General features: G+C 46.2%; 29 protein-coding genes. 14 read left to right on the top strand and 15 right to left on the bottom strand.

The window, feature by feature from the left end:
• Positions 1-758: 758 nt before the first annotated feature.
• The 3 genes from ACYOR7_RS00410 to ACYOR7_RS00420 form a co-directional block, all read right to left on the bottom strand.
• A complete protein-coding gene (locus tag ACYOR7_RS00410) occupies positions 759-1,253 on the bottom strand; it encodes a universal stress protein (RefSeq protein ID WP_479914435.1) in 495 nt (164 codons plus the stop codon).
• A 33-nt stretch (positions 1,254-1,286) separates the two neighbouring features.
• Positions 1,287-1,673, bottom strand: a complete 387-nt coding sequence (locus ACYOR7_RS00415) for a hypothetical protein (RefSeq protein ID WP_479912804.1) — start codon at positions 1,671-1,673, stop codon at positions 1,287-1,289.
• 193 nt (positions 1,674-1,866) lie between these two features.
• Positions 1,867-2,310, bottom strand: coding sequence for a thioredoxin family protein (locus ACYOR7_RS00420; RefSeq protein ID WP_479912805.1), 444 nt, complete (start codon positions 2,308-2,310; stop codon positions 1,867-1,869).
• Between the two features lie 66 nt (positions 2,311-2,376).
• On the opposite strand from ACYOR7_RS00420, the gene ACYOR7_RS00425 reads away from it, so the two are divergent.
• Positions 2,377-2,793, top strand: a complete 417-nt coding sequence (locus ACYOR7_RS00425; protein ID WP_479912806.1) for a helix-turn-helix domain-containing protein — start codon at positions 2,377-2,379, stop codon at positions 2,791-2,793.
• A 78-nt stretch (positions 2,794-2,871) separates the two neighbouring features.
• Here ACYOR7_RS00425 and ACYOR7_RS00430 read toward each other — a convergent pair whose 3' ends face one another.
• The 3 genes from ACYOR7_RS00430 to ACYOR7_RS00440 all read right to left on the bottom strand — a co-directional run bounded on the left by ACYOR7_RS00430 (position 2,872) and on the right by ACYOR7_RS00440 (position 4,882).
• Positions 2,872-3,294 carry a hypothetical protein gene (locus ACYOR7_RS00430; protein ID WP_479912807.1) on the bottom strand — a complete coding sequence of 141 codons (423 nt, stop codon included), beginning with the start codon at positions 3,292-3,294 and terminating at the stop codon, positions 2,872-2,874.
• A gap of 369 nt (positions 3,295-3,663) precedes the next feature.
• Positions 3,664-4,293 (bottom strand): hypothetical protein, encoded by a 630-nt coding sequence (locus tag ACYOR7_RS00435; protein WP_479912808.1) that lies wholly within the window; start codon positions 4,291-4,293, stop codon positions 3,664-3,666.
• A gap of 25 nt (positions 4,294-4,318) precedes the next feature.
• The gene (locus ACYOR7_RS00440; protein ID WP_479912809.1) at positions 4,319-4,882 is read right to left on the bottom strand and encodes an RDD family protein; all 564 of its coding nucleotides are present in this window, start codon (positions 4,880-4,882) and stop codon (positions 4,319-4,321) included.
• A 185-nt stretch (positions 4,883-5,067) separates the two neighbouring features.
• Between ACYOR7_RS00440 and ACYOR7_RS00445 the strand changes: the two genes are divergently transcribed.
• The 3 genes from ACYOR7_RS00445 to ACYOR7_RS00455 all read left to right on the top strand — a co-directional run bounded on the left by ACYOR7_RS00445 (position 5,068) and on the right by ACYOR7_RS00455 (position 7,628).
• A complete protein-coding gene (locus ACYOR7_RS00445) occupies positions 5,068-5,616 on the top strand; it encodes a hypothetical protein (protein ID WP_479912810.1) in 549 nt (182 codons plus the stop codon).
• Between the two features lie 665 nt (positions 5,617-6,281).
• Positions 6,282-6,968, top strand: a complete 687-nt coding sequence (locus ACYOR7_RS00450; protein WP_479912811.1) for a VIT1/CCC1 transporter family protein — start codon at positions 6,282-6,284, stop codon at positions 6,966-6,968.
• A gap of 279 nt (positions 6,969-7,247) precedes the next feature.
• The gene (locus ACYOR7_RS00455) at positions 7,248-7,628 is read left to right on the top strand and encodes a hypothetical protein (protein ID WP_479912812.1); all 381 of its coding nucleotides are present in this window, start codon (positions 7,248-7,250) and stop codon (positions 7,626-7,628) included.
• Positions 7,629-7,825: 197 nt separating this feature from the next.
• Here ACYOR7_RS00455 and ACYOR7_RS00460 read toward each other — a convergent pair whose 3' ends face one another.
• A complete protein-coding gene (locus ACYOR7_RS00460; protein ID WP_294807097.1) occupies positions 7,826-8,170 on the bottom strand; it encodes a P-II family nitrogen regulator in 345 nt (114 codons plus the stop codon).
• 90 nt (positions 8,171-8,260) lie between these two features.
• On the opposite strand from ACYOR7_RS00460, the gene ACYOR7_RS00465 reads away from it, so the two are divergent.
• Positions 8,261-8,698, top strand: a complete 438-nt coding sequence (locus tag ACYOR7_RS00465) for a CBS domain-containing protein (RefSeq protein ID WP_294807100.1) — start codon at positions 8,261-8,263, stop codon at positions 8,696-8,698.
• Between the two features lie 163 nt (positions 8,699-8,861).
• Here the strand turns inward: ACYOR7_RS00465 and ACYOR7_RS00470 are convergent, their stop codons facing one another.
• Positions 8,862-9,314, bottom strand: a complete 453-nt coding sequence (locus tag ACYOR7_RS00470; RefSeq protein ID WP_479912813.1) for an Hsp20/alpha crystallin family protein — start codon at positions 9,312-9,314, stop codon at positions 8,862-8,864.
• Positions 9,315-10,126: 812 nt separating this feature from the next.
• On the opposite strand from ACYOR7_RS00470, the gene ACYOR7_RS00475 reads away from it, so the two are divergent.
• Entirely contained in the window at positions 10,127-10,579 is a 453-nt protein-coding gene (locus ACYOR7_RS00475; protein ID WP_294807105.1) for a universal stress protein, read from the top strand.
• 6 nt (positions 10,580-10,585) lie between these two features.
• On the opposite strand, the gene ACYOR7_RS00480 is transcribed toward ACYOR7_RS00475, so the two are convergent.
• The 3 genes from ACYOR7_RS00480 to ACYOR7_RS00490 all read right to left on the bottom strand — a co-directional run bounded on the left by ACYOR7_RS00480 (position 10,586) and on the right by ACYOR7_RS00490 (position 12,722).
• Positions 10,586-10,978 (bottom strand): nuclear transport factor 2 family protein, encoded by a 393-nt coding sequence (locus ACYOR7_RS00480; protein ID WP_294807107.1) that lies wholly within the window; start codon positions 10,976-10,978, stop codon positions 10,586-10,588.
• Between the two features lie 82 nt (positions 10,979-11,060).
• Positions 11,061-11,672 carry a hypothetical protein gene (locus tag ACYOR7_RS00485; protein WP_294807109.1) on the bottom strand — a complete coding sequence of 204 codons (612 nt, stop codon included), beginning with the start codon at positions 11,670-11,672 and terminating at the stop codon, positions 11,061-11,063.
• Between the two features lie 492 nt (positions 11,673-12,164).
• Positions 12,165-12,722 (bottom strand): CBS domain-containing protein, encoded by a 558-nt coding sequence (locus ACYOR7_RS00490; RefSeq protein WP_294807111.1) that lies wholly within the window; start codon positions 12,720-12,722, stop codon positions 12,165-12,167.
• A gap of 98 nt (positions 12,723-12,820) precedes the next feature.
• Here ACYOR7_RS00490 and ACYOR7_RS00495 point away from each other — a divergent pair, with 98 nt between their 5' ends.
• The 5 genes from ACYOR7_RS00495 (at position 12,821) to ACYOR7_RS00515 (ending at position 16,330) form a co-directional block, all read left to right on the top strand.
• Positions 12,821-13,324: a CBS domain-containing protein gene (locus ACYOR7_RS00495; protein WP_294807114.1), complete on the top strand. Its 504-nt coding sequence runs from the start codon at positions 12,821-12,823 to the stop codon at positions 13,322-13,324.
• A 1-nt stretch (position 13,325) separates the two neighbouring features.
• The gene (locus ACYOR7_RS00500; protein ID WP_294807117.1) at positions 13,326-13,748 is read left to right on the top strand and encodes a universal stress protein; all 423 of its coding nucleotides are present in this window, start codon (positions 13,326-13,328) and stop codon (positions 13,746-13,748) included.
• Between the two features lie 11 nt (positions 13,749-13,759).
• On the top strand, positions 13,760-15,079 hold the full coding sequence (locus tag ACYOR7_RS00505; protein WP_479912814.1) for an APC family permease: 1,320 nt from the start codon (positions 13,760-13,762) through the stop codon (positions 15,077-15,079).
• Positions 15,080-15,353: 274 nt separating this feature from the next.
• A complete protein-coding gene (locus ACYOR7_RS00510; protein ID WP_294807123.1) occupies positions 15,354-15,518 on the top strand; it encodes an ECF-type sigma factor in 165 nt (54 codons plus the stop codon).
• A gap of 11 nt (positions 15,519-15,529) precedes the next feature.
• A complete protein-coding gene (locus tag ACYOR7_RS00515) occupies positions 15,530-16,330 on the top strand; it encodes a CBS domain-containing protein (RefSeq protein ID WP_479912815.1) in 801 nt (266 codons plus the stop codon).
• Here ACYOR7_RS00515 and ACYOR7_RS00520 read toward each other — a convergent pair.
• Complete coding sequence (locus ACYOR7_RS00520; RefSeq protein ID WP_479912816.1) at positions 16,323-17,411, bottom strand: NAD(P)-dependent alcohol dehydrogenase; 1,089 nt, start codon at positions 17,409-17,411, stop codon at positions 16,323-16,325. The two genes, ACYOR7_RS00515 and ACYOR7_RS00520, sit on opposite strands and share 8 nt — an antisense overlap.
• Before the next feature lie 69 nt (positions 17,412-17,480).
• On the opposite strand from ACYOR7_RS00520, the gene ACYOR7_RS00525 reads away from it, so the two are divergent.
• Positions 17,481-18,668 carry a CBS domain-containing protein gene (locus tag ACYOR7_RS00525; protein WP_479912817.1) on the top strand — a complete coding sequence of 396 codons (1,188 nt, stop codon included), beginning with the start codon at positions 17,481-17,483 and terminating at the stop codon, positions 18,666-18,668.
• Positions 18,669-19,064: 396 nt separating this feature from the next.
• A complete protein-coding gene (locus tag ACYOR7_RS00530) occupies positions 19,065-19,436 on the top strand; it encodes a hypothetical protein (protein WP_479912818.1) in 372 nt (123 codons plus the stop codon).
• 49 nt (positions 19,437-19,485) lie between these two features.
• Here the strand turns inward: ACYOR7_RS00530 and ACYOR7_RS00535 are convergent, their stop codons facing one another.
• The 3 genes from ACYOR7_RS00535 to ACYOR7_RS00545 form a co-directional block, all read right to left on the bottom strand.
• Positions 19,486-19,920 carry a hypothetical protein gene (locus ACYOR7_RS00535; RefSeq protein ID WP_479912819.1) on the bottom strand — a complete coding sequence of 145 codons (435 nt, stop codon included), beginning with the start codon at positions 19,918-19,920 and terminating at the stop codon, positions 19,486-19,488.
• A gap of 115 nt (positions 19,921-20,035) precedes the next feature.
• Positions 20,036-20,497, bottom strand: coding sequence for a universal stress protein (locus tag ACYOR7_RS00540; RefSeq protein WP_479912820.1), 462 nt, complete (start codon positions 20,495-20,497; stop codon positions 20,036-20,038).
• Between the two features lie 156 nt (positions 20,498-20,653).
• Entirely contained in the window at positions 20,654-21,214 is a 561-nt protein-coding gene (locus tag ACYOR7_RS00545) for a hypothetical protein (RefSeq protein WP_479912821.1), read from the bottom strand.
• A 189-nt stretch (positions 21,215-21,403) separates the two neighbouring features.
• On the opposite strand from ACYOR7_RS00545, the gene ACYOR7_RS00550 reads away from it, so the two are divergent.
• The gene (locus tag ACYOR7_RS00550) at positions 21,404-21,559 is read left to right on the top strand and encodes a hypothetical protein (protein ID WP_479912822.1); all 156 of its coding nucleotides are present in this window, start codon (positions 21,404-21,406) and stop codon (positions 21,557-21,559) included.
• Positions 21,560-21,634: the final 75 nt, after the last annotated feature.

Genomic DNA, 21,634 nt, shown 5'->3' on the forward strand with positions numbered 1-21,634 from the left:
GTCTGTTCGCAATGCATTATCCTTTTGCCCTCATTACAAAGGGTACAGTCCGTGCTATCATTGATGCTTGTAGTCCGCTCTACTGGTAAACCCTTTGGTTGTCCGCTTCGGAGCCTTTTTCACTCATCCAATCATGGGCTGAGGAGACGATAGGTGCGAGCAAGAGGGTCTCCATCCCGCTCTAGTCCTTCCAAACACTAGCGGTTAGCTATACTAGATTAATTCTTTCTGCACACTTCCAATGGTACTTTCTGTCCTTCTTTTTCCTGGAACTATTGTAGTACAGGTCTCCCAAACCAATTAACTTGCCACAAGCTCGGCATAAAGGAAAGTGGCTACTCCTTGCAAAAAGCCTTTTCATTGTTGTATTGTCCGTCGTTCTAGGTTTGGATGGCCTGAATCTTTCTATTTTGACGATGGACAGCTCTTCATCTGAAGCACTGTCATAGTTCAATAGCCTTCGTACGCAAAGTGAAGATATAACTAGAGTGTGTACTGTGCATTCTCTTTCTAGAAAGAATAGGCCCTGTCATGCACTGCATACTTGGTCCCTAAGTAATGAAAAAGACGATCTTTGCATAGGCTTTGTATACAAGCAAGTGACTTGGTGGCTCTCCAAGAGAGCAGGATGACATACATGCAACCGCACTAATTCAAAATCTGATAAGGTTTTTTGGCTGAAGTTTTGTATGCAAGACGTGATCTACGAAATTGGTTACGGTACAGGACGTATGCTGGAAGCAGAACGGAACATGAGGTTAATGGACTATGGTAACAGGGCAAAGTGCTCTTTCACTTACGGCTCTTGACACACTGCCGAGAGTCTTTAGCTTTGATATTCCACCCCGACCAACATTTCCTATTATTATCAGGTCCGCTTTTTCGGTTTTTGCAATCTCTAATATCTTTTCTGCGACAGAATCACCCAGCGATACAGCTATCTTAACCACAGCCTTCGAACCTGTGATGCTCTCAACTTCTTCCTTTTTCCTTTCCAGCATTTCTTTGGCGTGTGCTTGCATTTCGCCGTATAATCTTTCAACATATTTTGAAAGTGGAATATGACGTCCGTCTGAGGTACTTATCGGACGTTCAATGAAAAGCGGCGTAGTTGGAATCTCCGGAACGATGTGCACGAGTATAATCTGACAGGTCATCCCGCTGTTTGTACTCTTTGCAAGATTGGCAGAATATTCTACAGCCTTGTCTGCGGGCTTTGAGCCATCGTATGGAACAACAATGTTTCTAAACATCGTTTTCACTTTGGAGCATCAAAAAAAGGAGAGTTAGTTCCTCCTCTCAAAGTAGGCACCCTTCATCCCTGTGCCACCACAGAAACTGCCATGCACCTCAACCACATCATCAGAGTCAGAGATTTCCTTCAGCATCTCAAGCGTTAGTTTTTGATTAGTTACGTAGTGTGTACCATGATCGAATATTGCAGGAGCCATTCCTGTCTTTTCAATGATGTATGCTCTTGCCTTTTCTGTGTCCACGCCTTCTCTTGTGAAAACCTCCAGTGTGTATGGCAAGCCTTCATCTGAATTCCGTTCCCTCTCTAGTAGATCATTTAGAAGTGCCGGATCAATTTTTGGCAACACGTGCTGGTATGTCTCTCTCAACTTGGTAAATTGGTCTCTGACTTCATTCACATTGAGTAGTTTTGTTGTCATATGAAAACATTGCAAAATTTTGGTAATAAGCAGAGAGTGTACTGTGTAATGCACTGCATCGCATTGGCTAGGCCATAAATGCTAAAGCTAGCCCCGTCCTAGCCTCCATTATGAACTCGCCCGGCCAAAGGAATCTGAATTCGCGTCTCAGGATAGATGATGAGCAAGAAGAAAAGGGAAGCTTAACCATCACTCAGAGACTCATGATCCGAGTCATCATAGACTTTATCTGTGTTTTTGGAGCCACTCCTCTGAACCCGTCCACCAATTCTCCGTTCCTAAACATTATGACAGTCGGAATGCTCTGTACTTCAAACAAATTCGCAATCCTCGGATTCTCCTCTACGTTCAGCATTCCAAAGACTGCCATGCCTGCCATTTCTGAAGCCATCTGTTCTATTGTCGGCGCGATCGTCCTACATGGTCCAACCCCTGGAGCAAAAAAGTCTACTACGAACAGAGGATATTTTCGCAGAGCTTGTTCAAAGTTCGAGTCAGTCAACGTAATAGGGACATCAATAGTCGCTTTGGTGTTGCCATCTCTTACGAACTCTTTCTTGCTGGCTCCGGTCAGCTCTCCTATCCTCAAGTCAGGGTCGAGATTATCAAATTGCACGGTATTGTCTTCACCGTGCAATATGAGAGACAATACCTATTAAATATTACGTTATTGCCAACACGGTACAATATCTTTAATAGTGAAATGCCACCAAAGGCTGCATGGATGCGGAATTCATCGCTTAATGTCATAACATCGGCTAATGCAACATGTAAGGATCTTCTGTCTTGTGTGTACGACCTCTCTTCTTCTGACATTGCGTTGCTGGCATTATTGCTTAGAGAAGCAAGGCCCAGGACCTTGGATGAGCTTGCCGATTCCATGGATCGAGATAGAGGCACTATATTTAGATCACTTCAGAGGCTGGTCGGCCTAGGCTTTTGCACAAAGCAGACTGTAAATCTGAAAGAGGGTGGCTACAAGCACTTGTACAATACTGCGGATATTGAGCAGATTGAGAGGAATGCGGAATATCGCGTAAAAGAGATACAATCTTCATTGAATCGCCTGATGAAGAAGTTCCGTCAGGATATCAGAAAGATGGCTACTTCTGAACAATGATGTAAGATCGCCAGATGTAAGGTCAGAGACAGGGACTGGTCATGTCCAAGATGGCCAAACGATCATTTGCAAGGAAAATTAGCTTGGCCGGTGAGGAGATTCTGGCGGTGCAAATGTCCCTGACTCGAACATCGTTTGCGCCTTCTCAATTATTTCCTGTTCGGTCTGACAACCCTTGATGCAATCCAAAAGATAAAGTCCCAATGCTGTGAGCCTAACTTTGCTGCTCAGAAATTGCTGGAAATAAACATCTCCACCAACAAGCGATTCTTCGGTATATCCAGTGTGGACTTTTGGTAGTGTTTCCTTGTCTATCTCTATTACACCGCTAACCCGAACGTAGTTGAGGTCCTGCCTAGTCAGGCCGTACTCGAGCAGTTCGAGAATTGAAAGGCTGACAATATCTAGAATCGTAACCACTCTGACTATTAGGGAGTCCCTTAGAAGTTTCGTCAACTCTTCAAAATCTATCTGCTTTTGAGCCTTTTCCTCCACAGTCATACAAACAGGATTCTACTTTAAAGATATTTCATTGCGTCCATGTTCTGGTAACTTGCCGTCTGCCGTTTGTTAGTCTGCTCTTTAATGACTGAAGATTATATAGTACAGCTTCAGAATTGCGCCCATCCCCGCCGAGCAAGATAACTTTATGCCGATAAAAAGAGCTGTAGCGAGGATGGGCATATAGGATTGCGCTTTTGATATGCACTCCCTTCGTGAGGAGAGTTCCATTGTTTATGTTCACACACGCACTCTGCTTCAACCCCTGCCTCTTGCAGACCCTTTGCAAGTGAGCCGGCAATTCTCTCTGTGTTTTTCCAAATAGTAGTGTGTCAAAGAGGACTACTGCTTGATCCCTTCTCCACCTTGCTAATCTTTCCTGTAGGTGATGCCGTTTTCGCTAGTTGTTGTCGCGCCACTTTGATTCTGCTTGTTTGCTCTACCGTCTATAGCCGTGATTATTGCTCCTACGACGAGTGCGATGATTCCTGCCGCGACCAGCCCTCCACCTGCAATTATCATGCCAAGTCCCTCTCGTTCTTTACCACCACCAACTGCGGTAGCATGGATTTTGGGTTTACCATCAGGTCCGACGAACGACATGTAGCCAAATGCGCCGCTAATGCTGACTGGCTTGGTGCCAATGTTTGAAATGGTTATGGTATAGACTCCTGCCACCTGCGGATTAAAACTGGTGAAGAAGGGCCCACCAAATGCATTGCTGTTCACCACTTTCCCATTTGGATCTGTCACCGTTTCTTTCAGCCTTATGTCTGAGAATGTTTGTTGTTGCTGTCCCGGTCCGTCAATGCCTATTGCCAGAGAAATCGGCCCATCCAAACGATTGACATCAGTTTTTGCATTCACTGACTTTCCCGCATCTATAATCGTCTTTGCCACTATTGTATTCTCCCGGAGGAAAGAGCCAGCGAAGGAAACACCCCATATTGCGGATATGACTATTCCTGCGACCAGCAGGACGGCGCCAGATGCCAGCACAACATGTCCTCTTTTCATATCTTGATCATTCCTTTAGGTATCTGACATTCTGGGCGCTATCCCCGCCTTCTTCGGCAGCTCTTATCACTATGGTATTTGCAGCCCCGCTGAGCAATCTCTGTCTTTTTTCATTTGTAAATATCCAGCCGAGAATTACATCTATAGGCAGCAGAAATACTTTGCCAAAGCTAGAGATTGCAATGCTTCTTTTGTCAGCCTGCTTGCCCTCAAGATTTGTAGTCTTGATATGCAAAAGCATTTTTCCAACTGATTGACCGCCATACTGGGATTCCATATATGTCCAGTATAGGAAGAATACCAAACTGCTTATTGCAAACCCAAATGGCCCGCCAAAACCGTTACTCCACCACCATTCATTACCATAGATCGGCATCATCATCGTCATTCTTGGGTTTGCAAATCCGTAGAGCCACATTGGCATAGATAGTAAGCCAAACAGAACCCCCAATCCTACGTTTACTATTATAAAGTCTACCAGCCAAGCCCAGAATCTTGTGCTCCATCTTGCCAAAACTATTTCTGGTTGATGACCTTCATCGTTAGGTTGACTTTTCGGATCTAGGGTCATGCATGGATTTCCCGATCATGATATTATAGCACTAGGATTGCTTTGTAGTGCACTGCAGCGCATGCCTGCTTGTTTGTTTGTTGATGGTGCCAGTCACTGGATGCTGCTATGACAACTATGGACGATTGCATTGCCATGCGATGTACTCCTAGGCGATAATAATCTCGGCGTCAAGTACTTGTCACATGGAGAGACGGTCAGTGTTCAAATCTCTGAATCCGTGGCCGGTCAGGTTTGTTGCAGCTGCGATAGTCCAAGGCGCCGCCATCGTAGCTCTCACAGCTATGCTGGTGATAGGATCGGCATTTTTCATGAAGCCTGATGTGGCAAGGGTAATAGCTGCTGGAGGGGCTGGAACTTGGTTTACATTTGGTTATCTAATCTACATTGTTGTCGGCGTAATTGGGGTAGCTGTTTCTGCGTTGTTTTATCAACTTCTAGGCACCAAGGTCTCAAAAGTCCTTGGATGGATGCATCTCCTTCTCATGAATGCCGGAACCGCTGCAGCAGCAGGAATGATGATGTACGTGGGCTATATGGGAGGAGGGGCGGCGCTCCCGCAGTCTGTCGGGGGATCTGGCTTTAACCCAGCACAAGTGCACGAGATTATCGCTCCCTTTGTAGAGCCAATAGGAGCTTCGATATTGGTCACACTACTTGGAGTCCTGTCTGGAGGAGTGGGCTATCTGGTGGCCTACAGAAGGGAACATAGAGAAAAGTCGGCTACACACTAAGATTTCTTTGGCATTCGTTCGGTAAAAGTAGTAGTAGTAGTAGTAGTAGTAGCTTCCAGTCCTGTCTTTCGCTTCAAGTGGAAGAATATCAAGTTGAGCAAGTGCTTGGCCGGTGATGCAATAGATTAATCATTAAATCCTTTATCTTTTCCTACAGATCTTTCAGATCTGTAATGCAATGCAGTCCTGAAAGATAAATCTCGCACGTATTAAATTAATGATCACCGTGAACATCCGAAATTCACGCACCTTGGGACTGACTAGTGGAAGCCGGAGCAGGTATCCATCTGTACGGAGGCAGATTCTCGGTAGATGAAATTGCTGATCAGATGGATGTAGGAGTGAAGATAGTAGTAAAAGTAATATCTTTTCTTCCTTGAACCGTTCAACCTCTGATAGGTAAATATGGTAATCTGGTTGAAATTCATGGTAGCGACCACGTTTGCGATTAATACTCTCCGATGAATGCCATTATTTCGATATCTATGCCGATTGGATTGCACTTAATCATACCTTTCTTCACCTTTAGGACGCCGCCATGATTTGCTTCCAGAACTTATTTTAAGAACTTTTCATGTGATGCACTTGCAGATCTAATTGGGCATATCAAAAGGACTAAAACATACAAGTCATAGCAAAGACTCTGTAGGTAACGGCAGCGACACATGAAATGGACACTTGAGGATTTTGTCTATGGCGCAACAGACGGCGCTGTCACTACCTTTGCCGTAGTTGCTGGTGTGGTGGGTGCATCGCTTTCACCTGCCATAGTGCTCATTCTCGGATTTGCCAATCTCTTCGCAGATGGGTTTTCCATGGCAGTAGGAAACTATCTTGCAACAAAGTCCAAAAAGGAGGCCATTGAACGAGCACGTCACCACGAAGAGTGGGAGATTGACCACCTTGCTGATCAGGAAAAGCAGGAAATCCGCGACATTTATGCAAAAAAGGGTTTCAAGGATGAACTGCTAGAAGAGATCGTACGCATAATTACGTCTAGGCGAAAGGTGTGGCTTGACACAATGATGAAAGAAGAGCTCGGACTAATCGAGGATCAAAAAAGACCAATCGATACAGCAATCACAACATTTACTGCCTTCAATGCGATAGGCTTCATACCGCTCTTGCCGTTTGTCATCATATATGCAACGGGTGCCATAGCAGTATCCCAAGATGCGTTCGTATTTTCCAGCATCTCAACCGCGGTAGCATTTTTCATTATTGGCGCAGTGAAAGGAAGAATATTGGGCAAGCCACTTGGTCGCTCCGGCCTCGGTACCCTGGGCCTCGGAGGCATTGCTGCAGCAGTAGCCTTCATTGTGGGATACTTGCTGAATCGGCTTGTGTCATGAAGGTGTCATATGGAGAGTATAGAGAGGCAATTTCTTAACAGAGAATGAAGAAGAATATGCAGTGCATTGCAGGGCACACCCCGAAGAGAAATAACAGCGAGTTCCTGATACCAATAAGAAATATCATCGCTATCCGCAGTAGGAAGCACAAAGGAAGGCATTCCAATTGAGTTACTTAAGGAAGGTTCTTCTGAAATTAAATGCAAGATTGCCGTGCGAAATAACATTGAGGCTGCCACGCTATAATAGAAAATCCCGCGAGTTTTTATAAGGAGTACAGTGCATGGCGGTGCATACCCGGTGATTAAGAACAAACCTGCGGTAAGAATTCTCGACATGGACACAACGTTATTGCGCTCTGACGAAAATAGAAAAAAGATGCTTGCAGATTTGGAGAACAAATACGGCGTTGTTTTCAAGCCGATGGCCCAAGCGGTAGAGGATGCCGTCCTTGAACGATTACTAACTGAATTGGAAAGACAGAACAAGGATGTTGCCGAAACAAGAACAATAGAAAATCGCAGTGCCGCATATGACCGGTACGTGATGATGATGGCCGATTATCTCTGCATACCGACGATCTTGACGGCGTTGTTCGCGTCTTACCCGTGGATGAAATTATGGTGGCCGTGGATTCAGGACTATCGCACAGACCATTGATAAAATTCCACTTTGTGGTTGTCTATGATAACTCGGCTGTTTAATGCCGGCCATTCGCTCTTTTCTAATTGTCGCAAAACATAATGAGTTATTCGAATATTATTCGAATAAGGTTCTCTCCACATAGTGTTGCCGCAGGATTGGATTTGTCGTCCAAATTGCAAGAGTTTGGGCTCTGCCCGGATTTTGCGGCTAGTCTAAAGCGCCCTATCTCCCTTTTCACCATTGCCCAAGTCATACGCTTCCGTCACTTCGTAGACAAATATCTTGCCTATTGCAGAAGCGCCCGTGCCAAAAGTCTGGAGAACGTCTTTTACGATCTCTTTGCTCATGGCATCAGATGCTATCACTTGGACCTTGGTGCGGAACCCGAATTCCGGCACATACGTCATGACCCCTCTCCCTACTGTCACAGGAGTCTGTCTTGCACGCCCTCTCCCCTTAATATCGTAAAACGACATCCCTCCGACCTGATGCTTGTGCAGCAGTTCATTAAGCTGGGGCAAGTGCTCTTGCGGAATAATTATGTCAAGCTTTTTCATGAATGTTATTTTTCTACATGCGAATGATAAACTAGTTGCACTGCTCTGCAAACATACTCGTTAAGAAGAAGCTATTCTAATACTTGAGATATGAGTGCAGTTAGCGAAATAATGTGTGCAAAAGTCATAACTGTCGACGGCAACTCTGAACCATTAGTTCTTCAGATTGTTGATATGATGGTCAAGAACAAAGTGGGCGCCGTCATAATTCTTGAAAATGGAAAGCCGTCGGGCATTATTACCGAGAGGGATATCCTCAAGAAAGTCTCCGTTCATAACAAAAAACCGGAGGATATTGCTGCCAAGAACATCATGTCATCGCCTCTGATAACCGTAAAGGCTTATGATTCCATAGATACTGCAGCCCAAGCCATGACTAAGAACAAAATAAAAAGACTGCCAGTCTTGGAGGACGACGGCTCTATTGTAGGGATGATATCTTCGACAGACATTGCCAAAAAGCTGGCCAAGATACTGGCCGATGATTACAACAGATACCGCTCCCTTAGGGCGGCTCTTGAATTGTAAATAACAATAGTTCAATACCTGTCCATGGTTGCGCCCTTGTGGCAGGCTTGGCATGCTCCGCACCACTCGCACACATGTGGCGTCTCGATGTTGCACTTGACGCACCTTGTTTCTGGATTGTGGACAGGAGTCTCGTGGTAGTTATGCGGTTGGCGCATGCGTGTCATTTGACTGGCACCTTCATCGCTTGTCGGGACGCACCTTCTTCCGCCTTTGGGAGTCTGACAGTCAATACACCATTGTTCATGTCTGCTGAAACCTTGGATGGTTCAATTTCTTCAGGAACAGGTATCCTGCGGTAGAAAGATCTGGCAGACCTTTCGCTGTAAAGGTAGCCTCCGCGCTTTTCCTCAGACTTGCCAGATATCTCGACTGTGTTGCCTGTCGCCTTGACTTCAATCTTGTCCTTATCTATTCCCGGCACCTCGACATGGATCTGGTACCTGTCACCCTTATCTGCCAGGTCACAGAGCGGAATCCGCATATTTCCGAGATTCAGCCCCTGCCAGGCGCTCATCATGGCAGCGATTTCTCTCCTAAATCCGTCAAACATGTCATCCATCTCACTTCTTTTTGCAAGTATGTTTCTCTTGGCAAGTTTGCCAGATTTTGTCATATGCGTCATCTTCAATCAGTTGGTATTTGAAACCCGGGTACGCAGTGCATTGCAATGTATACTTGTTCTGTAAATACGCGCAGAACATAACATCGTACAATGAGCAGGCTATCGAAGCCAAAAATGAGTGATGGGGCATTCGTGCTCATAGCCGTTGTATGATGCCTGGCCGCTTTTGCCATCCTTCTTGCAGCGGTAAGCACCGCCGCCGTTAGATAGGTGTTCAGATTCCTGCAAGAAAAGACCCGAGACATCATAGCGTTTAGAAATGTTGACGGTCTAGTAAAGATCGTATGCATGAAAGGGATTACAGGCGAGAACCCGCCTCCGCTCATGAGGGCGGGCGATTTTGCATTAGAGCATAAAGGCAGTAAAAGTCAATGCGTACGAATAGTCAGCGAAGCGGAAGTTTTCTTACAAAGCGGAGCGTGATTCCTCGTTTTTCATCCCTTTCAAGTATGCACATTTCATCAACTGCCATCGGGATCATTGAAGTCCGCATTTGACATATCGGGCAAGTTAACTGTATGCCTCTTTCATTGATGCAGGTTGCACACCACTTGCAACTATCGCAAATTTCAAGCACAATGTCAGGAAAGGTTTCGCCGGTGATTTTTTCTTGCCGTGTATTCAGGTCATCATAAGGCAAGACCTGGATTTCAGGCGAGTCCTTCTCCCTCTGCTCTCTTTTACGGGGCATATGTATACCAGTCTCAACTTGTCGTAATTAAGCTTCAAGAATGCAGTGCATTGCAGTAAAGCCATGTTGTGTGTGTATGTGTGTGTATATACTCCCTCGTGAAATTACAACCATGGTTTCGAGGATTCTTGTACCGCATGATGGGACTGTAATGTCCGACAGAGCACTGGCCAAGGCGACGGAGTTTGCCAAGGCGCTCAGAGCAGAGATTGTCATTGTACATATTGTAGACAGCAGATTCGTGCCGCCAAGCGCCACGCTTGGATTCATAAGCGACAAGACGTCGCTCGAGGGAGCCAAGACGGAGCTTATCCGCATCCTAAAGTCCGGCTCGGAGCAGATGCTCAAGCAAAAGATGGAAAAGGTAAAGGCAGAGGGGATAGGCGTCGATTTTATCCTAGGGGTCGGTTCTCCCGCTGACGAGATAGTCAAGATTGCCCGCGATACAAATTCAGACCTGATAATTATGGGAAGCAGGCAGCTTCATAGCGGAATAGGTGCACTGGGCAGCGTCGCAAGGAAGGTATCAGAGACCGCAGACCGGCCAGTTATGATAATACCCTGATTGATTCTATCTTACGAACTTGATGTGAAGGGTCTTTATCTTCCACCCTCTCTGTTCGTCCGGTTCAAGCCCGAATGTAAATCTGGCCTTCGTCTTGTCACCTTTCTCGAAAGTGACAAGGGCGGTCAACCGGTCGTCGGGCTGACCGGGTTCTGCTTCCTTTGATATCTTGATCTTGCGGCGCATGTCGCTGTTTGCCATCAAGGCCACCTTGAGAAATGGCTCGATTGACGAGCGACCATGCAACACCTGGGACGTGCTAAAAGGCTCATAGATTATCGCGTCGTCATCAAAGAGGTCAAGAAGGCCTTCTAAGTCTCGGTCCGATATTAGCCTGAAATATCTGTATACAATGTCCTCGCGGCTCTCGGCCCTTTTGACCTTGCTTTTACGCATCATGACACGTGTTCACCTTTGCCATTAGTATGATCTGTTGATAGATAACCTATCGGATTGCAGTGCAATGCAGTTTATTCAGTACTTACCTCAGCACTACCTCGGCAACGGTGGTGTTTGGCGTGACGTGAATATCGGCCTTTACCTTTGCAAGGTTTTGAAATATCAAGTTGAGGAGCTCTTTGGTAAAGAGCGACCAGTTCTCGCCAAGCTCGTGTTGCACTACAAAGACGTGCTTGCTTGACCCCTCTATTCGGTGGTCGGCCTTTATTCCAGAGACCTTCATGTACTCTTCCAGGACAGAGAGGACCACCCAGAGGTTGTAGTGTTTTTTCATGAAAAGCACAGAGTCCTTCATTAGATTAAAGGCAATCTGCGCCGCCTCTTTCACTATCTGGTCCCTATAGATCTCAACCTCTTTTATACCGCCAGCCTTGGCCGAAGAGATTGCCTTGTCGATGAGCGTCGAGAGCATCAATTTGGGTACAGGCATCATGCCAATCTTGCTCTCATATCTGTCCCACTCTGCATAGCGCTTGAGCACTTGGTTGACAAGGACATTGAGTGAAATTTCGCGCGTGTCTGCCTCGCCCTGTAGTTCATCTATTACCGACGAGTCAATTCTGAATGTGACGCTTCGAGTTTTTCTCGACTGTGATGAGGAAGATGCTTCTATGCCTTCAGAGTCTCCAGACATGTGTAGATACAGTGCCAGCTGTGAAATTCGGCTTAAAAAGGCTTTTTCAACGCGCTATGAGAACCGGGCAACTAGAGAGCTCCGCGACCTTGCGTGCAACACTACCGAGCGCTTTGAGCTTGGACATGCTTTGAGTCCTTCGCTCCCCATAAGTATCAAGTCAATCTTCTGTTTTCTTGCAGTCTGTCTCCAATATCTAAGCCGCAGGGTCGCCAACAGCATGCACAAGCTTTGCATTCACGTCGTGTGTTTTTGCAGCTATCAACAAGTGATTCTAACGATCTTACAACGGACCCGCGAGGCGATTCTGTATCAAATTCGGCGGCCTCGTTTATTGCCTCATTGTACGTGTAAACGAGCCAAGGGAGCCCCGTGACGGTCAGAAACGTAATTTTGGCGCCGGATAACTCGGCAATATATTCCGCGTACTTGGCAGCCCTTACAGAGAACTATGAGCCGTCCTATGAGACAAGTATGCTGCGATACATGCGCTCAGATCTGCCTCAGGTCACCTTCCAACAATCCGCTTCCAATGTGAAGTCTGTCCACATGCTTGGAGAGATCCTGCTTGCTCTCAAATCCTGAACCACAATACGGGCAAGTTACTCCGGTAAGTATTGAGCTTGTCTCGATCTGTCCAGTCTCAACACTCTTGCTTGGGCTGTTGCCAATGACCGATAACAACGTTACAAACCCGACTATTTTCCCACTTCTTCTGACTGGAAGCCTCCTTATTCCCGCTTTTCTCATTAGGAGGGTCGCCTCCATTGCAGTTGCCGATTCATCTATAGAAATTAAAGGCTTGCTCATGACCTCTTTCAAGGTTATCTTGAAGGGCCCCTTGCTTTCAGCCACCACCTTGTACAGGATGTCCCTCTCGGTGATAATTCCGATCAGCTCTTTTGTCGTGTCGTTTCGAGATACAAACACGCACGTAGAATCCTTCCTCTTCATAGCTTTTGCTGCCTGTATCACTGTGGCTGACTCCTCCATCACCAACATATCGGGATTTGCCAGTTCCCCGACCTTCCTCCCAAGATTGGCTTGCATGAAATGATTGTTGAAAAGGAACAATATATCATGGATGTATGCAGTGCAATGCACAAGATTCCTAGACGTAAAATATTGCCCATAGCCATGTTCTTTCTGTGAGTATAGAGTCCATTTCCGTATCGAATTTCATGACCAAGGTGGTCAGGACTGCAGGAGAGGATCAGACCATAAGAACGGTAGCAGAGATGATGGACAAACATGACATTGGAAGTGTCGTGATCATAGACAGCAACGGTTCGCCCTCGGGCATAATCACAGAACGCGACATAGTCAGGCTCGTAGGTTCTCCAAAAACATCCTTTGCAGCATCTGCAAAAAGCGTGATGAAAAAGCCCATAATAACGGCTGATGCCATAACGTCGCTAAAGGACGCCCTCCAGACTATGCAGTCCAAAAACATCCGCAGATTGCCTATTGTTGAAAAGGGCAAGATGGTTGGCATAATCACGGACAAGGACATCTTCCGGGCAATTCTGAAAAGCCAGACGCTCGTCTCGAGCGTAGTAAGTGACAGCGTGCTTATCGAGTATAGGCCGATCTACGAGCGGCTTTCCGAATTCATGCTGAGCGAGATATATCAACCACAAGGCGGCAGGTGAATTGTATTCAAGGGTTCTCGTTGCTATGGACGGCTCAGACTGTGCGAAAAGGGCATTAGAGTCAGCCATGGACATAGTCAAAGCTTCCAACGGCTCCCTTACAATCATGCATGTTCTTCAGGTTCCAAGTACGCCTGGATTTGGAAAAAAGCTAACTACAGAGATTCTTCTAGTCTATAGAAGAGATGCGAGGGCTTTTCTCGAGGAACAGCAACGCGAAGCCGAATCGCACGGAATAAAGGCCGAGACCCTATTAGTAAAGGGCAGTCCTGCAAAAGCGATAATGAGCGCAGCAAAGGCAATGAATGCAGACTTAGTAGTCATAGGAAGCAGAGGTCTTGGAGGGGTCAAGGAACTCCTGCTTGGAAGCGTTTCAAATGCAATAGTGCATGGCTCCAAGATTCCCGTCCTGATCACCAAATGACAGGGATTGAATTGAGAAAGTCTGGCGACTTGCGCCTGAAGCGGAGCATAAGCCTTTTTCAGGCAATCATGTACGGCTCCGGCTTGATCCTTGGGGCCGGAATATACGTTCTGATAGGAGATGTCGCGGGCATCGCGGGCAACGCAATGTGGATTTCATTTGCCTTGGCCGCGGCAATTGCCACTTTTACAGGGCTCAGCTATGCTGAGCTGACTTCGGTCTTTCCAAAAAGTGCAGCGGAATATCTGTTTGTCAAGAATGCTTTTGGAAACAAATCATTAGCGTTTGTCTCTGGATGGCTCATTGTATTCGTCGCAGTGGTGTCCGCAGCGGCTGTGGCCATCGGCTTTTCCAGTTATCTTGCTGTTTTCTTTCCAGACCTTGGACAGTCGATTTCCGCAATTTTGCTTGTCGCAGTACTTTCCGGCGTGAATTTTATTGGCATTCGTGAGTCGATGTGGATGAATACAGCATTCACGCTCATAGAAATTGCAGGTCTTGCGATCATCATATGTGCAGGCTTGCTCTTTTCCTCTACTACTGAAACGAACTTTTACGAGATGCCACCATCGGTGAACTCCTCTGCACTAGCGCTAAGTGCCATAGCTGGAGCGGCGGGCCTTGCGTTCTTTGCTTACTTTGGCTTTGAAAACCTGGCAAATATATCAGAGGAAACCAAGAACGCTCGCAGAACAATTCCGCTTGCACTTATTGCATCTATAGCAATCACGACAGGGATTTACATACTGGTCGCAGTGGCAACTGCTGTGCTTGTCGGATGGGAGGCTCTTTCGTCGACAAATGCGCCTCTTGCGCTCGCAGCTGAAAAGGCATTTGGCAGGTCGGGCATTATCATTCTATCGTCAATCGCACTTTTTGCCACGAGCAACACAGTGCTAATGATGCTTGTCTCCGGATCCAGGATACTGTTTGGAATGGCAAATGACAAGGCAATCCCGTCGGCTCTGGCGTCAGTTCATCCGAGGACCAAGACGCCGCTAGGCGCCATAATCGTGATCATGGCGCTTGTTATAGGCGTTGTAATAGCATCTTCAGGCAGGTTAGACGTCATTGCGAAGGTTGCGGTCTTTGGAATATTCATGGTTTATGTCATTGTTAATTTCGCATTAATATGGCTCCGGTACAAAAGACCCCGTATTGAAAGGCCCTTTCGCTCCCCTTTGAGCATAGGGAGGTTTCCCATTCTTGCAGGTCTTGGGCTATTAACCTCAGTCGCCATACTAACTCAGTTTGACATAGTAACTGTAGTAGCAGGGGCGGCAGCCGCCGCGTCAGGGTTGTTGGCGTACCTAGTACTTAGAGGGAAGTAGCGTTTCTTTTTGTTGTTGTTGCTGTTGTTGCTGCTACAGCATCGCCACCATAACTCGAAAAACTTCAAAGTAATTTCTTGCAAGACATGAAGGGTAGCAGTAGCTATTTTTTGTCACACAAGTGGTGATATAGGATATCACAACCACAACCGCCGTCCGGCCGACTCGCGCGTAGTATTTTTTGCACGTCAAAAATGGCGACTCTATTTCATCATGCACTGCCATGCACTGGAGTCCCGTACTTTATTCCTTTGATTTATCCGTAACATATTGTATGTGCAGCGAAAAAGTCATCAACGTTGATCCAGCACTCTTGAAGCGACTTGCAAGAATGTACGAGGCCGGGCTGTCGATAAAAGAGATTTCAGAACAGCTTGATATTAGCGCAATATCTGCAAGGAGAATTCTGGAATTACTGGGGTACGCCGTCGCCGACTAGGGGATTCTAAAATGCAAGATATTACCATAAGGAAGGCGGCGCCTCGGATTTTTATGCGGCCGTTGCTGTATGTGAGTCCTTCTGATTCAATGCTTCAAGTCGCTACCTTTCTTGCAACAGGGCCCCAGATCTACGTGGATGGCTTGGTTGTCCTAGACGAAAAAAAGAAACTTGCAGGCAGAATAGGCGGGTATGCCCTTGCAAACCACATCTTACAAACACGGGAAAAGTGGACGGATAGCAAGGCTTCCGCAATTTTGGAGCCTCTTGAGCACCCGCTGCAGGATAACGATCTTCTCTCAAAGGCGCTATGGATATTCAAAGATACTAGGTTTGCATTCATGCCGGTGGCATCATCAAATAACGAAGTAACTGCCTCGCTATCTCTCCGTGACTTGATAATTTATGCCACGAGACTAAAGGCCTTGATACAAGACCTGACATCTCCTCTGCTGACTATTGATAATGATGCGAGCGTGCTGGATGCACTTGAATTCATGTTGGAAAAGGGCTTGCGGAATCTTGTCTTCTTAAGGGAGGATGTCCCTTATGTCATCAATGATAGAAAGGTCCTCGAGTACATACTCCGACCTCTGACGAGAAAGATTGTTTCGCGCTCAGGCTTCGAAGTGCTTGCCAATTCAAAGCTAACAGACCTTGATGCGACCAAGGGAATATGCGTGGATCCAAAGGGCTCTGCAGGTTCTGTTGCACATCTCTTTACCGACATTGGAACGTCGTGCCTTTTTGCAGGCAACAGGATACTGACTCCCTGGGACCTAGTAATGAAAGGTTCTGGGTTTATCAGTTAGGCGTTATTACGGCCCTTCCTGTTATCTGGCCATTTCTCAACAAGTCTATTGCATCGTTGACCTCTTCTAGCTGGAATGTTTGGAGCATGTGCTTTAACTTGCCTTGCTTTGCCAGCTCTATGACTTCCCGAAGTTCGTTGTAATTACCCCATAGCGAGCCGGTCACCTCATACTCGTTTAGCACAGTAGGCATCAACGGCAACTGCACTTTTGAGCCAAAAAGTCCCACTATGGCAAGAGCACCGCCCTTTGCAAGAAGGTTAACTGACATTGAAGTAGTATTTTCTGCGCCTACACAGTCGATAATAATGTCGACTCCCCTGCCTTGCGTTATTTCCATCACCTCTTTCCTAGTGCTCTCGGATAGCCGAATTGCATGCTCGGCACCAAGGTCTTTAGCAAACCTTAGCTTCTTGTCACTTCTGTCGATTGCTATCGTCGTTGAATTTGGAGCAAGTAGCTTGGCATACTGAATACCATAGGATCCCAAGCCGCCAATACCCACTACTGCGATGGTTGTTCCAGGTACAAGCAAATGGCGAAACTTCCTGATGGCGCGATACGGTGTCAAACCTGCATCTGTCAACGGCGCGATCTCTTCTGCCTTCAACTTTGTATCTTCCACTTTTATCAAGAACCTGTAGGAAGGAACCGCAATGTATTGCGAGAACCCGCCGTCGTATTGCGATAACCCTGGCCATTTGGCAGCAGGACACATCTGCTCGTCGCCCCTTTTGCATGCAAGGCAGGAACCACAGCCCCACCCGCCAAACACAGCCACTAGATCCCCTCTTTCACAAATGCCCTTGGGCACGGAATCGCCTATCTCTTCTACTGTGCCCGCAACTTCGTGCCCCGGTGTCTTTGGCAAAGCCAACGGTATTGCATCTCTCCACTCACCGTTTATCAGATGGAGGTCGCTGTGGCACAGTCCGGCGCCACCCACCTTTACGACTACACCTTCGCCTCGTGGCCTTGGCATCTGAACAGATTCTACGACCAGAGGTTTTTGATATTCATGGATCCTTGCAGAAAGAATGTGTTCAGCCATAGGAAAATGCGAAACAGCATCATATTTCAAGAAATAGGTTGCAGTGCAATGCAGAGAAGACGTACATAATAAGTAACAACATAATCAACTGCGGATTGCATGAGTAGCAAGGAAATGACTTTGAATCACTCTTTTGAATCTCTTCAACGCAGACCTGTAAACAATTGGATTGAATCGCCAGTTGTCGTAGAACCTGATAGCACGGTATCCAAGATAGTCGGCGCTATGATAGATAGAAATGCATACGATGTCTTTATTCCATTGGCAGGCAAAATTGCCCAGATAAATTGCCGCGATTTGCTCTCTGTTCGAGACATAACGTCGACAAGACCTTCTTTGCTTGGCAAGATAGTGCCAATGCTATCACCTGAAGTTACTGTGGGATACGCAGCTAGAATAATGAGCTACTACAGGTTGCGAGCTCTTCCAGTCGGCAATAAGGAAGGGGAATTAGTTGGGCAGATATCTGCAAAGAGCCTAGTCAAGACCATTCAAAAATTCATTAGAGATGGCACGATTCCAACAGCCGCCGTAAAGGCTCTCGACATAATGACTCCGCAGCCAATAGTACTTGCAGAACACGACAAGGTTTCCGCTGCAAGGAGCATCATGGAAAGACGTAGAATCGATCACCTTCCCATTGTAAAGAAGAACAATAGCGAGTTATCGGGTATTGTTACTTCAGGCCACATAATACGCATGATGCTTCCATCGGAAAAGATAGCAAAAAGGTCATTGGGAGTTGAAAAATTGAACAGGCTGGATATGAAAGTTTCCGGAATCGCAGATAGCAACTTGGTGATATCAAGTCTCGAGGATTCATTGCAATCGGTGGTAGACACGATCCTAGAGGCGGACTCGACGTACTCTGTCGTAACGGACGACAGAGATCTGAGAGGCATCATAACCTACCGCGACATAATGTCGCTGTTTGCAGAAAAGGCTGCAGAGGATGTTCAAGGATACATAATTGGGCTCCCAGAGGATCCGACTGAAGCCGAGTCTGTAAAATCCAAATTCGCCAGCACAATTAGACACCTGGATGCAGTCCAACATATCGAGGAAGCTAGATGCAAGCTAAAACTACATGATTCCAAAGGAGGGAGAAAGAGATACGAAGTAGATGTACGCGTTGTAATGCCAAATAGAAGCTACTCCTATCAAAAGACGGGCTATGATTTGGCCAAGATATTTGGCCAAGTGGGCGACGCTATCAAGAGAAAAATCGCAGAGAGGTCAAGCACAAAAGGACTTGATAGTGCCCGGAAAAAGAATGTTAATAATTAGGCCCGCACTGCATTGCAAAGAAATCCTGCTCCTATAATAGAATGAGCCCGAAGTTAGGGGCGTGATATCCCATGGGGAAGGTCAGCAGGAGGTTAGTGAGGTGATGCTCACTCGATAGCAAGGTTCGCTTCGAGTCAAAGTTCCATACCTTGGAGATGGACAAAAGGATGCTGCAACTGTCACCGTCTCAAATTTCTTCCTATGCATAAAAGACCTCAAACGGAGGCCTTTACACTTGAATAGCTTTACAGAAGCGGTCACAATCAGGTTTGACAAGAAATTGTTAAACCAACTCAGAATTGAAGCCAGAAAAAACAGATCAGCCTTAACGCCCTACTAAATCAGCTCGCAAGTGCTCATGTAGAATGGCATACAAATGCCACGGAAGCTGGTTTCATGCCAAAAAGAAAGGCACTAATCAAAAGCATATTTGAATTGCTGACAAAGGAACAGATAGATTCCCTGGCACAAAGGGCGGAGCACCATCTTGCCGGTGAAACCATGATGATCATGACTAAGAAGCTGACAGAACAATCCGTTCTCGAACTAATAGAAAGGTGGATACGGATGTCTGGGTTTCAATATTACCACACAATTGATCGTGATAATCACATCTTTGTAATTCAGCACAACATGGGTGAAAAATGGTCATATTACTTGAGTCGACTCTTTGAGGAAGTATCGTCTAGAATCAATTATGCCAAGCCCGAGGTTCAGATGACGAATAACGTGCTTCTCGTTAGGCTTCGAAAGGCATCTGTGCACTGAGAGATTGCTCTTTTAAAAGATATTGACCACATGGGGACTTTGTCATAGTTCACGGCTTTTCCTGCATCCACCGCTTTCCTATCAACACCACGACAAGGCCGACAGTGACTGCAGTCGGTAAGACCACTACAGTAGTAATGAAGCTTGTCGGCAACCTGCAGGAAAGGGATACAAGTGTTATAAGCGCCGAAATTACTATTAGCGCAAAACCTGCGGCGCTTGCTATAAGGGCAAGTCGTCTTGTCTTGAAAAGCACCAGTATTGAAGAGACAGCAAAGGGCACGATTATGATTCCTCCTGCCATGCCCACTGCTATCTGCGATTCGCCAGCCTTTAGGTCAAATCCGTACGCGCATTGCTCCCTGTTTATCTCAAAGACAGTTGATGCCGTAGCTTGTGATGCAATAGAGAAAAAAATGAAAATTGCGCCGATTATGCCTGCGTTTACAGAAAGAAGCGCATAATCAATAGATCCAGAAGACATGCGCCTTGGGGTCACTTCTGATTGTTCTTAATCTTGTGGATATCGAATACGTCTGGTAAGGTAGTGTTAAGGAATAGCATTCTGTCTTCCAACAACCCTGTCCCGAATCTGGGCTCTATTTTATCACCAGCACAGGACAGTGGGCATAGGTCACTATACCTGATGCAACGCTGCCAAGCAACACTTTCTTGAATCCGGTGCGGCCTCTACTGCCAGTCACTATGAGGTCGATGTGGTTATTCTCTGCATAGTTTACAATCTCGCCAACCAGTGAGAATGGGCCTTCGACAATCTCGCTCCAAATATTGACTCCCATGCCATCTGCCTCCTTTCTGATGCGGTCAAACCAAGCAGAAGCTTTCTTTCCTGCAGCCTCTATGATTTCGTTGATATTTTGCGGGGTTGGCATTCCATAAACGCCGAGGTATGAGAGGCTTTGATTCAGTTCCATAGCATGGATGACCACCAGTTCGGCGCTGTATCTCTTGGCTAGATCTATTGCAAAAGAAGCCGCACGGTAGGCATTTTCTGAGCCGTCTATGGGAACGAGGATTCTATGTATTGCAGTGCTTAACATATCGAGAATGACAGATGTATTATTTTATTTAAGAACGGAGAATGCACTGCATTGCACAGAAACCTAGATCTTCAAGTGCGATAATCGGTTCCAATAAATCGTGCTAATGCGCGCCTCTACGTGGCTTCTTATCGATGTGAACGGTCGCGCTAGTCGCTATTTCGTTTTTTGGACCACTTCCTTCCTTGCCTTGAACTCGAAATAGACAGTCGAGCCGGTTATTTCCCTCCTGTCAATTTCTGCAAACTCTTCTAACAATTGCGTATACGTGCCACCCTTGAGTTTCGTAAACTTTTCACCCATATGGAAGCTCATAACCAAGACCTGACTACCGTTATCTGGGTTCTTGCTAAGCTCGATATCAAATTTATTTGCCTTTGCAAATGCTTTAATCAATTTCAGATACGATGCAAGTGAGGGTTTCCCATGGTCAATTATTGCTCCTTCTTTGTACCGAATTGCATCGATATTAGACGCTTCTTTGATCTGCTCCTCTGTCATCGAGTCTATTGCTGTTTTATGGATATCCCTTGATACTAGTATATGCCCCATCGTCTTGGAAAGGACATATGTATGCAGGTATTCTTTGAGCATATCATTTACCAGGCTGGAAATAGAAGCTTCATCTCTTCCATTGCGATATTTTAATTGGGTTAATGTTCGATAAAGTTCCTTGTCCATCATGATATCTTTAACGTGAATATACTCGTTGGACAACCAAGCCACCTAGTGTAATGTATTTTCTTGTATGCAGACAAAATAAGCTTTTGGGACTTCTAGTTCTTATGGTCCTGCAGCGTCTGTGTCATTTTCGTTTTATTTCCACCTAATGATAATGGACCTTTCAGCACGGGAAATATCTTGAGGAATTATTTTAGTAATGTAAACGGTATGAATATGTGAGCTTTGGAGGGCCTGAGCGACCTTGCCAGCTCTGCTGTCCAGCCACTGACATTGGATGGTGGTTATCTTTGCCTTGCAAGGGTCAAGGCCAGCTCGCCCATCATCATTTCGATTTTGTCCCAAGGGCACCGCTTCAAGACGAAAGAAGCTGCAAGCTAGTAGGACTGACTTATGTTGTCTGTCACTGTCGTATGCCCGTAGCATCATGACACTCGAGTGTTTGACAAGAATTAA

The organism is Candidatus Nitrososphaera sp. 86-2 (assembly GCF_056726185.1).

Coding starts and splice junctions, on each gene's coding strand:
- ACYOR7_RS00470 (WP_479912813.1), bottom strand. CDS start 9,314: ATGACAAAATCTGGCAAACTTGCCAAGAGAAACATACTTGCAAAAAGA.
- ACYOR7_RS00485 (WP_294807109.1), bottom strand. CDS start 11,672: ATGTCTGGAGACTCTGAAGGCATAGAAGCATCTTCCTCATCACAGTCG.
- ACYOR7_RS00415 (WP_479912804.1), bottom strand. CDS start 1,673: ATGACAACAAAACTACTCAATGTGAATGAAGTCAGAGACCAATTTACC.
- ACYOR7_RS00430 (WP_479912807.1), bottom strand. CDS start 3,294: ATGACTGTGGAGGAAAAGGCTCAAAAGCAGATAGATTTTGAAGAGTTG.
- ACYOR7_RS00445 (WP_479912810.1), top strand. CDS start 5,068: ATGGAGAGACGGTCAGTGTTCAAATCTCTGAATCCGTGGCCGGTCAGG.
- ACYOR7_RS00425 (WP_479912806.1), top strand. CDS start 2,377: ATGCCACCAAAGGCTGCATGGATGCGGAATTCATCGCTTAATGTCATA.
- ACYOR7_RS00480 (WP_294807107.1), bottom strand. CDS start 10,978: ATGATGCGTAAAAGCAAGGTCAAAAGGGCCGAGAGCCGCGAGGACATT.
- ACYOR7_RS00540 (WP_479912820.1), bottom strand. CDS start 20,497: ATGTTAAGCACTGCAATACATAGAATCCTCGTTCCCATAGACGGCTCA.
- ACYOR7_RS00510 (WP_294807123.1), top strand. CDS start 15,354: ATGTGCAGCGAAAAAGTCATCAACGTTGATCCAGCACTCTTGAAGCGA.
- ACYOR7_RS00450 (WP_479912811.1), top strand. CDS start 6,282: ATGAAATGGACACTTGAGGATTTTGTCTATGGCGCAACAGACGGCGCT.
- ACYOR7_RS00440 (WP_479912809.1), bottom strand. CDS start 4,882: ATGACCCTAGATCCGAAAAGTCAACCTAACGATGAAGGTCATCAACCA.
- ACYOR7_RS00460 (WP_294807097.1), bottom strand. CDS start 8,170: ATGAAAAAGCTTGACATAATTATTCCGCAAGAGCACTTGCCCCAGCTT.
- ACYOR7_RS00525 (WP_479912817.1), top strand. CDS start 17,481: ATGAGTAGCAAGGAAATGACTTTGAATCACTCTTTTGAATCTCTTCAA.
- ACYOR7_RS00535 (WP_479912819.1), bottom strand. CDS start 19,920: ATGTCTTCTGGATCTATTGATTATGCGCTTCTTTCTGTAAACGCAGGC.
- ACYOR7_RS00530 (WP_479912818.1), top strand. CDS start 19,065: ATGCCAAAAAGAAAGGCACTAATCAAAAGCATATTTGAATTGCTGACA.
- ACYOR7_RS00515 (WP_479912815.1), top strand. CDS start 15,530: ATGCAAGATATTACCATAAGGAAGGCGGCGCCTCGGATTTTTATGCGG.
- ACYOR7_RS00475 (WP_294807105.1), top strand. CDS start 10,127: ATGGTTTCGAGGATTCTTGTACCGCATGATGGGACTGTAATGTCCGAC.
- ACYOR7_RS00490 (WP_294807111.1), bottom strand. CDS start 12,722: ATGCAAGCCAATCTTGGGAGGAAGGTCGGGGAACTGGCAAATCCCGAT.
- ACYOR7_RS00410 (WP_479914435.1), bottom strand. CDS start 1,253: ATGTTTAGAAACATTGTTGTTCCATACGATGGCTCAAAGCCCGCAGAC.
- ACYOR7_RS00465 (WP_294807100.1), top strand. CDS start 8,261: ATGAGTGCAGTTAGCGAAATAATGTGTGCAAAAGTCATAACTGTCGAC.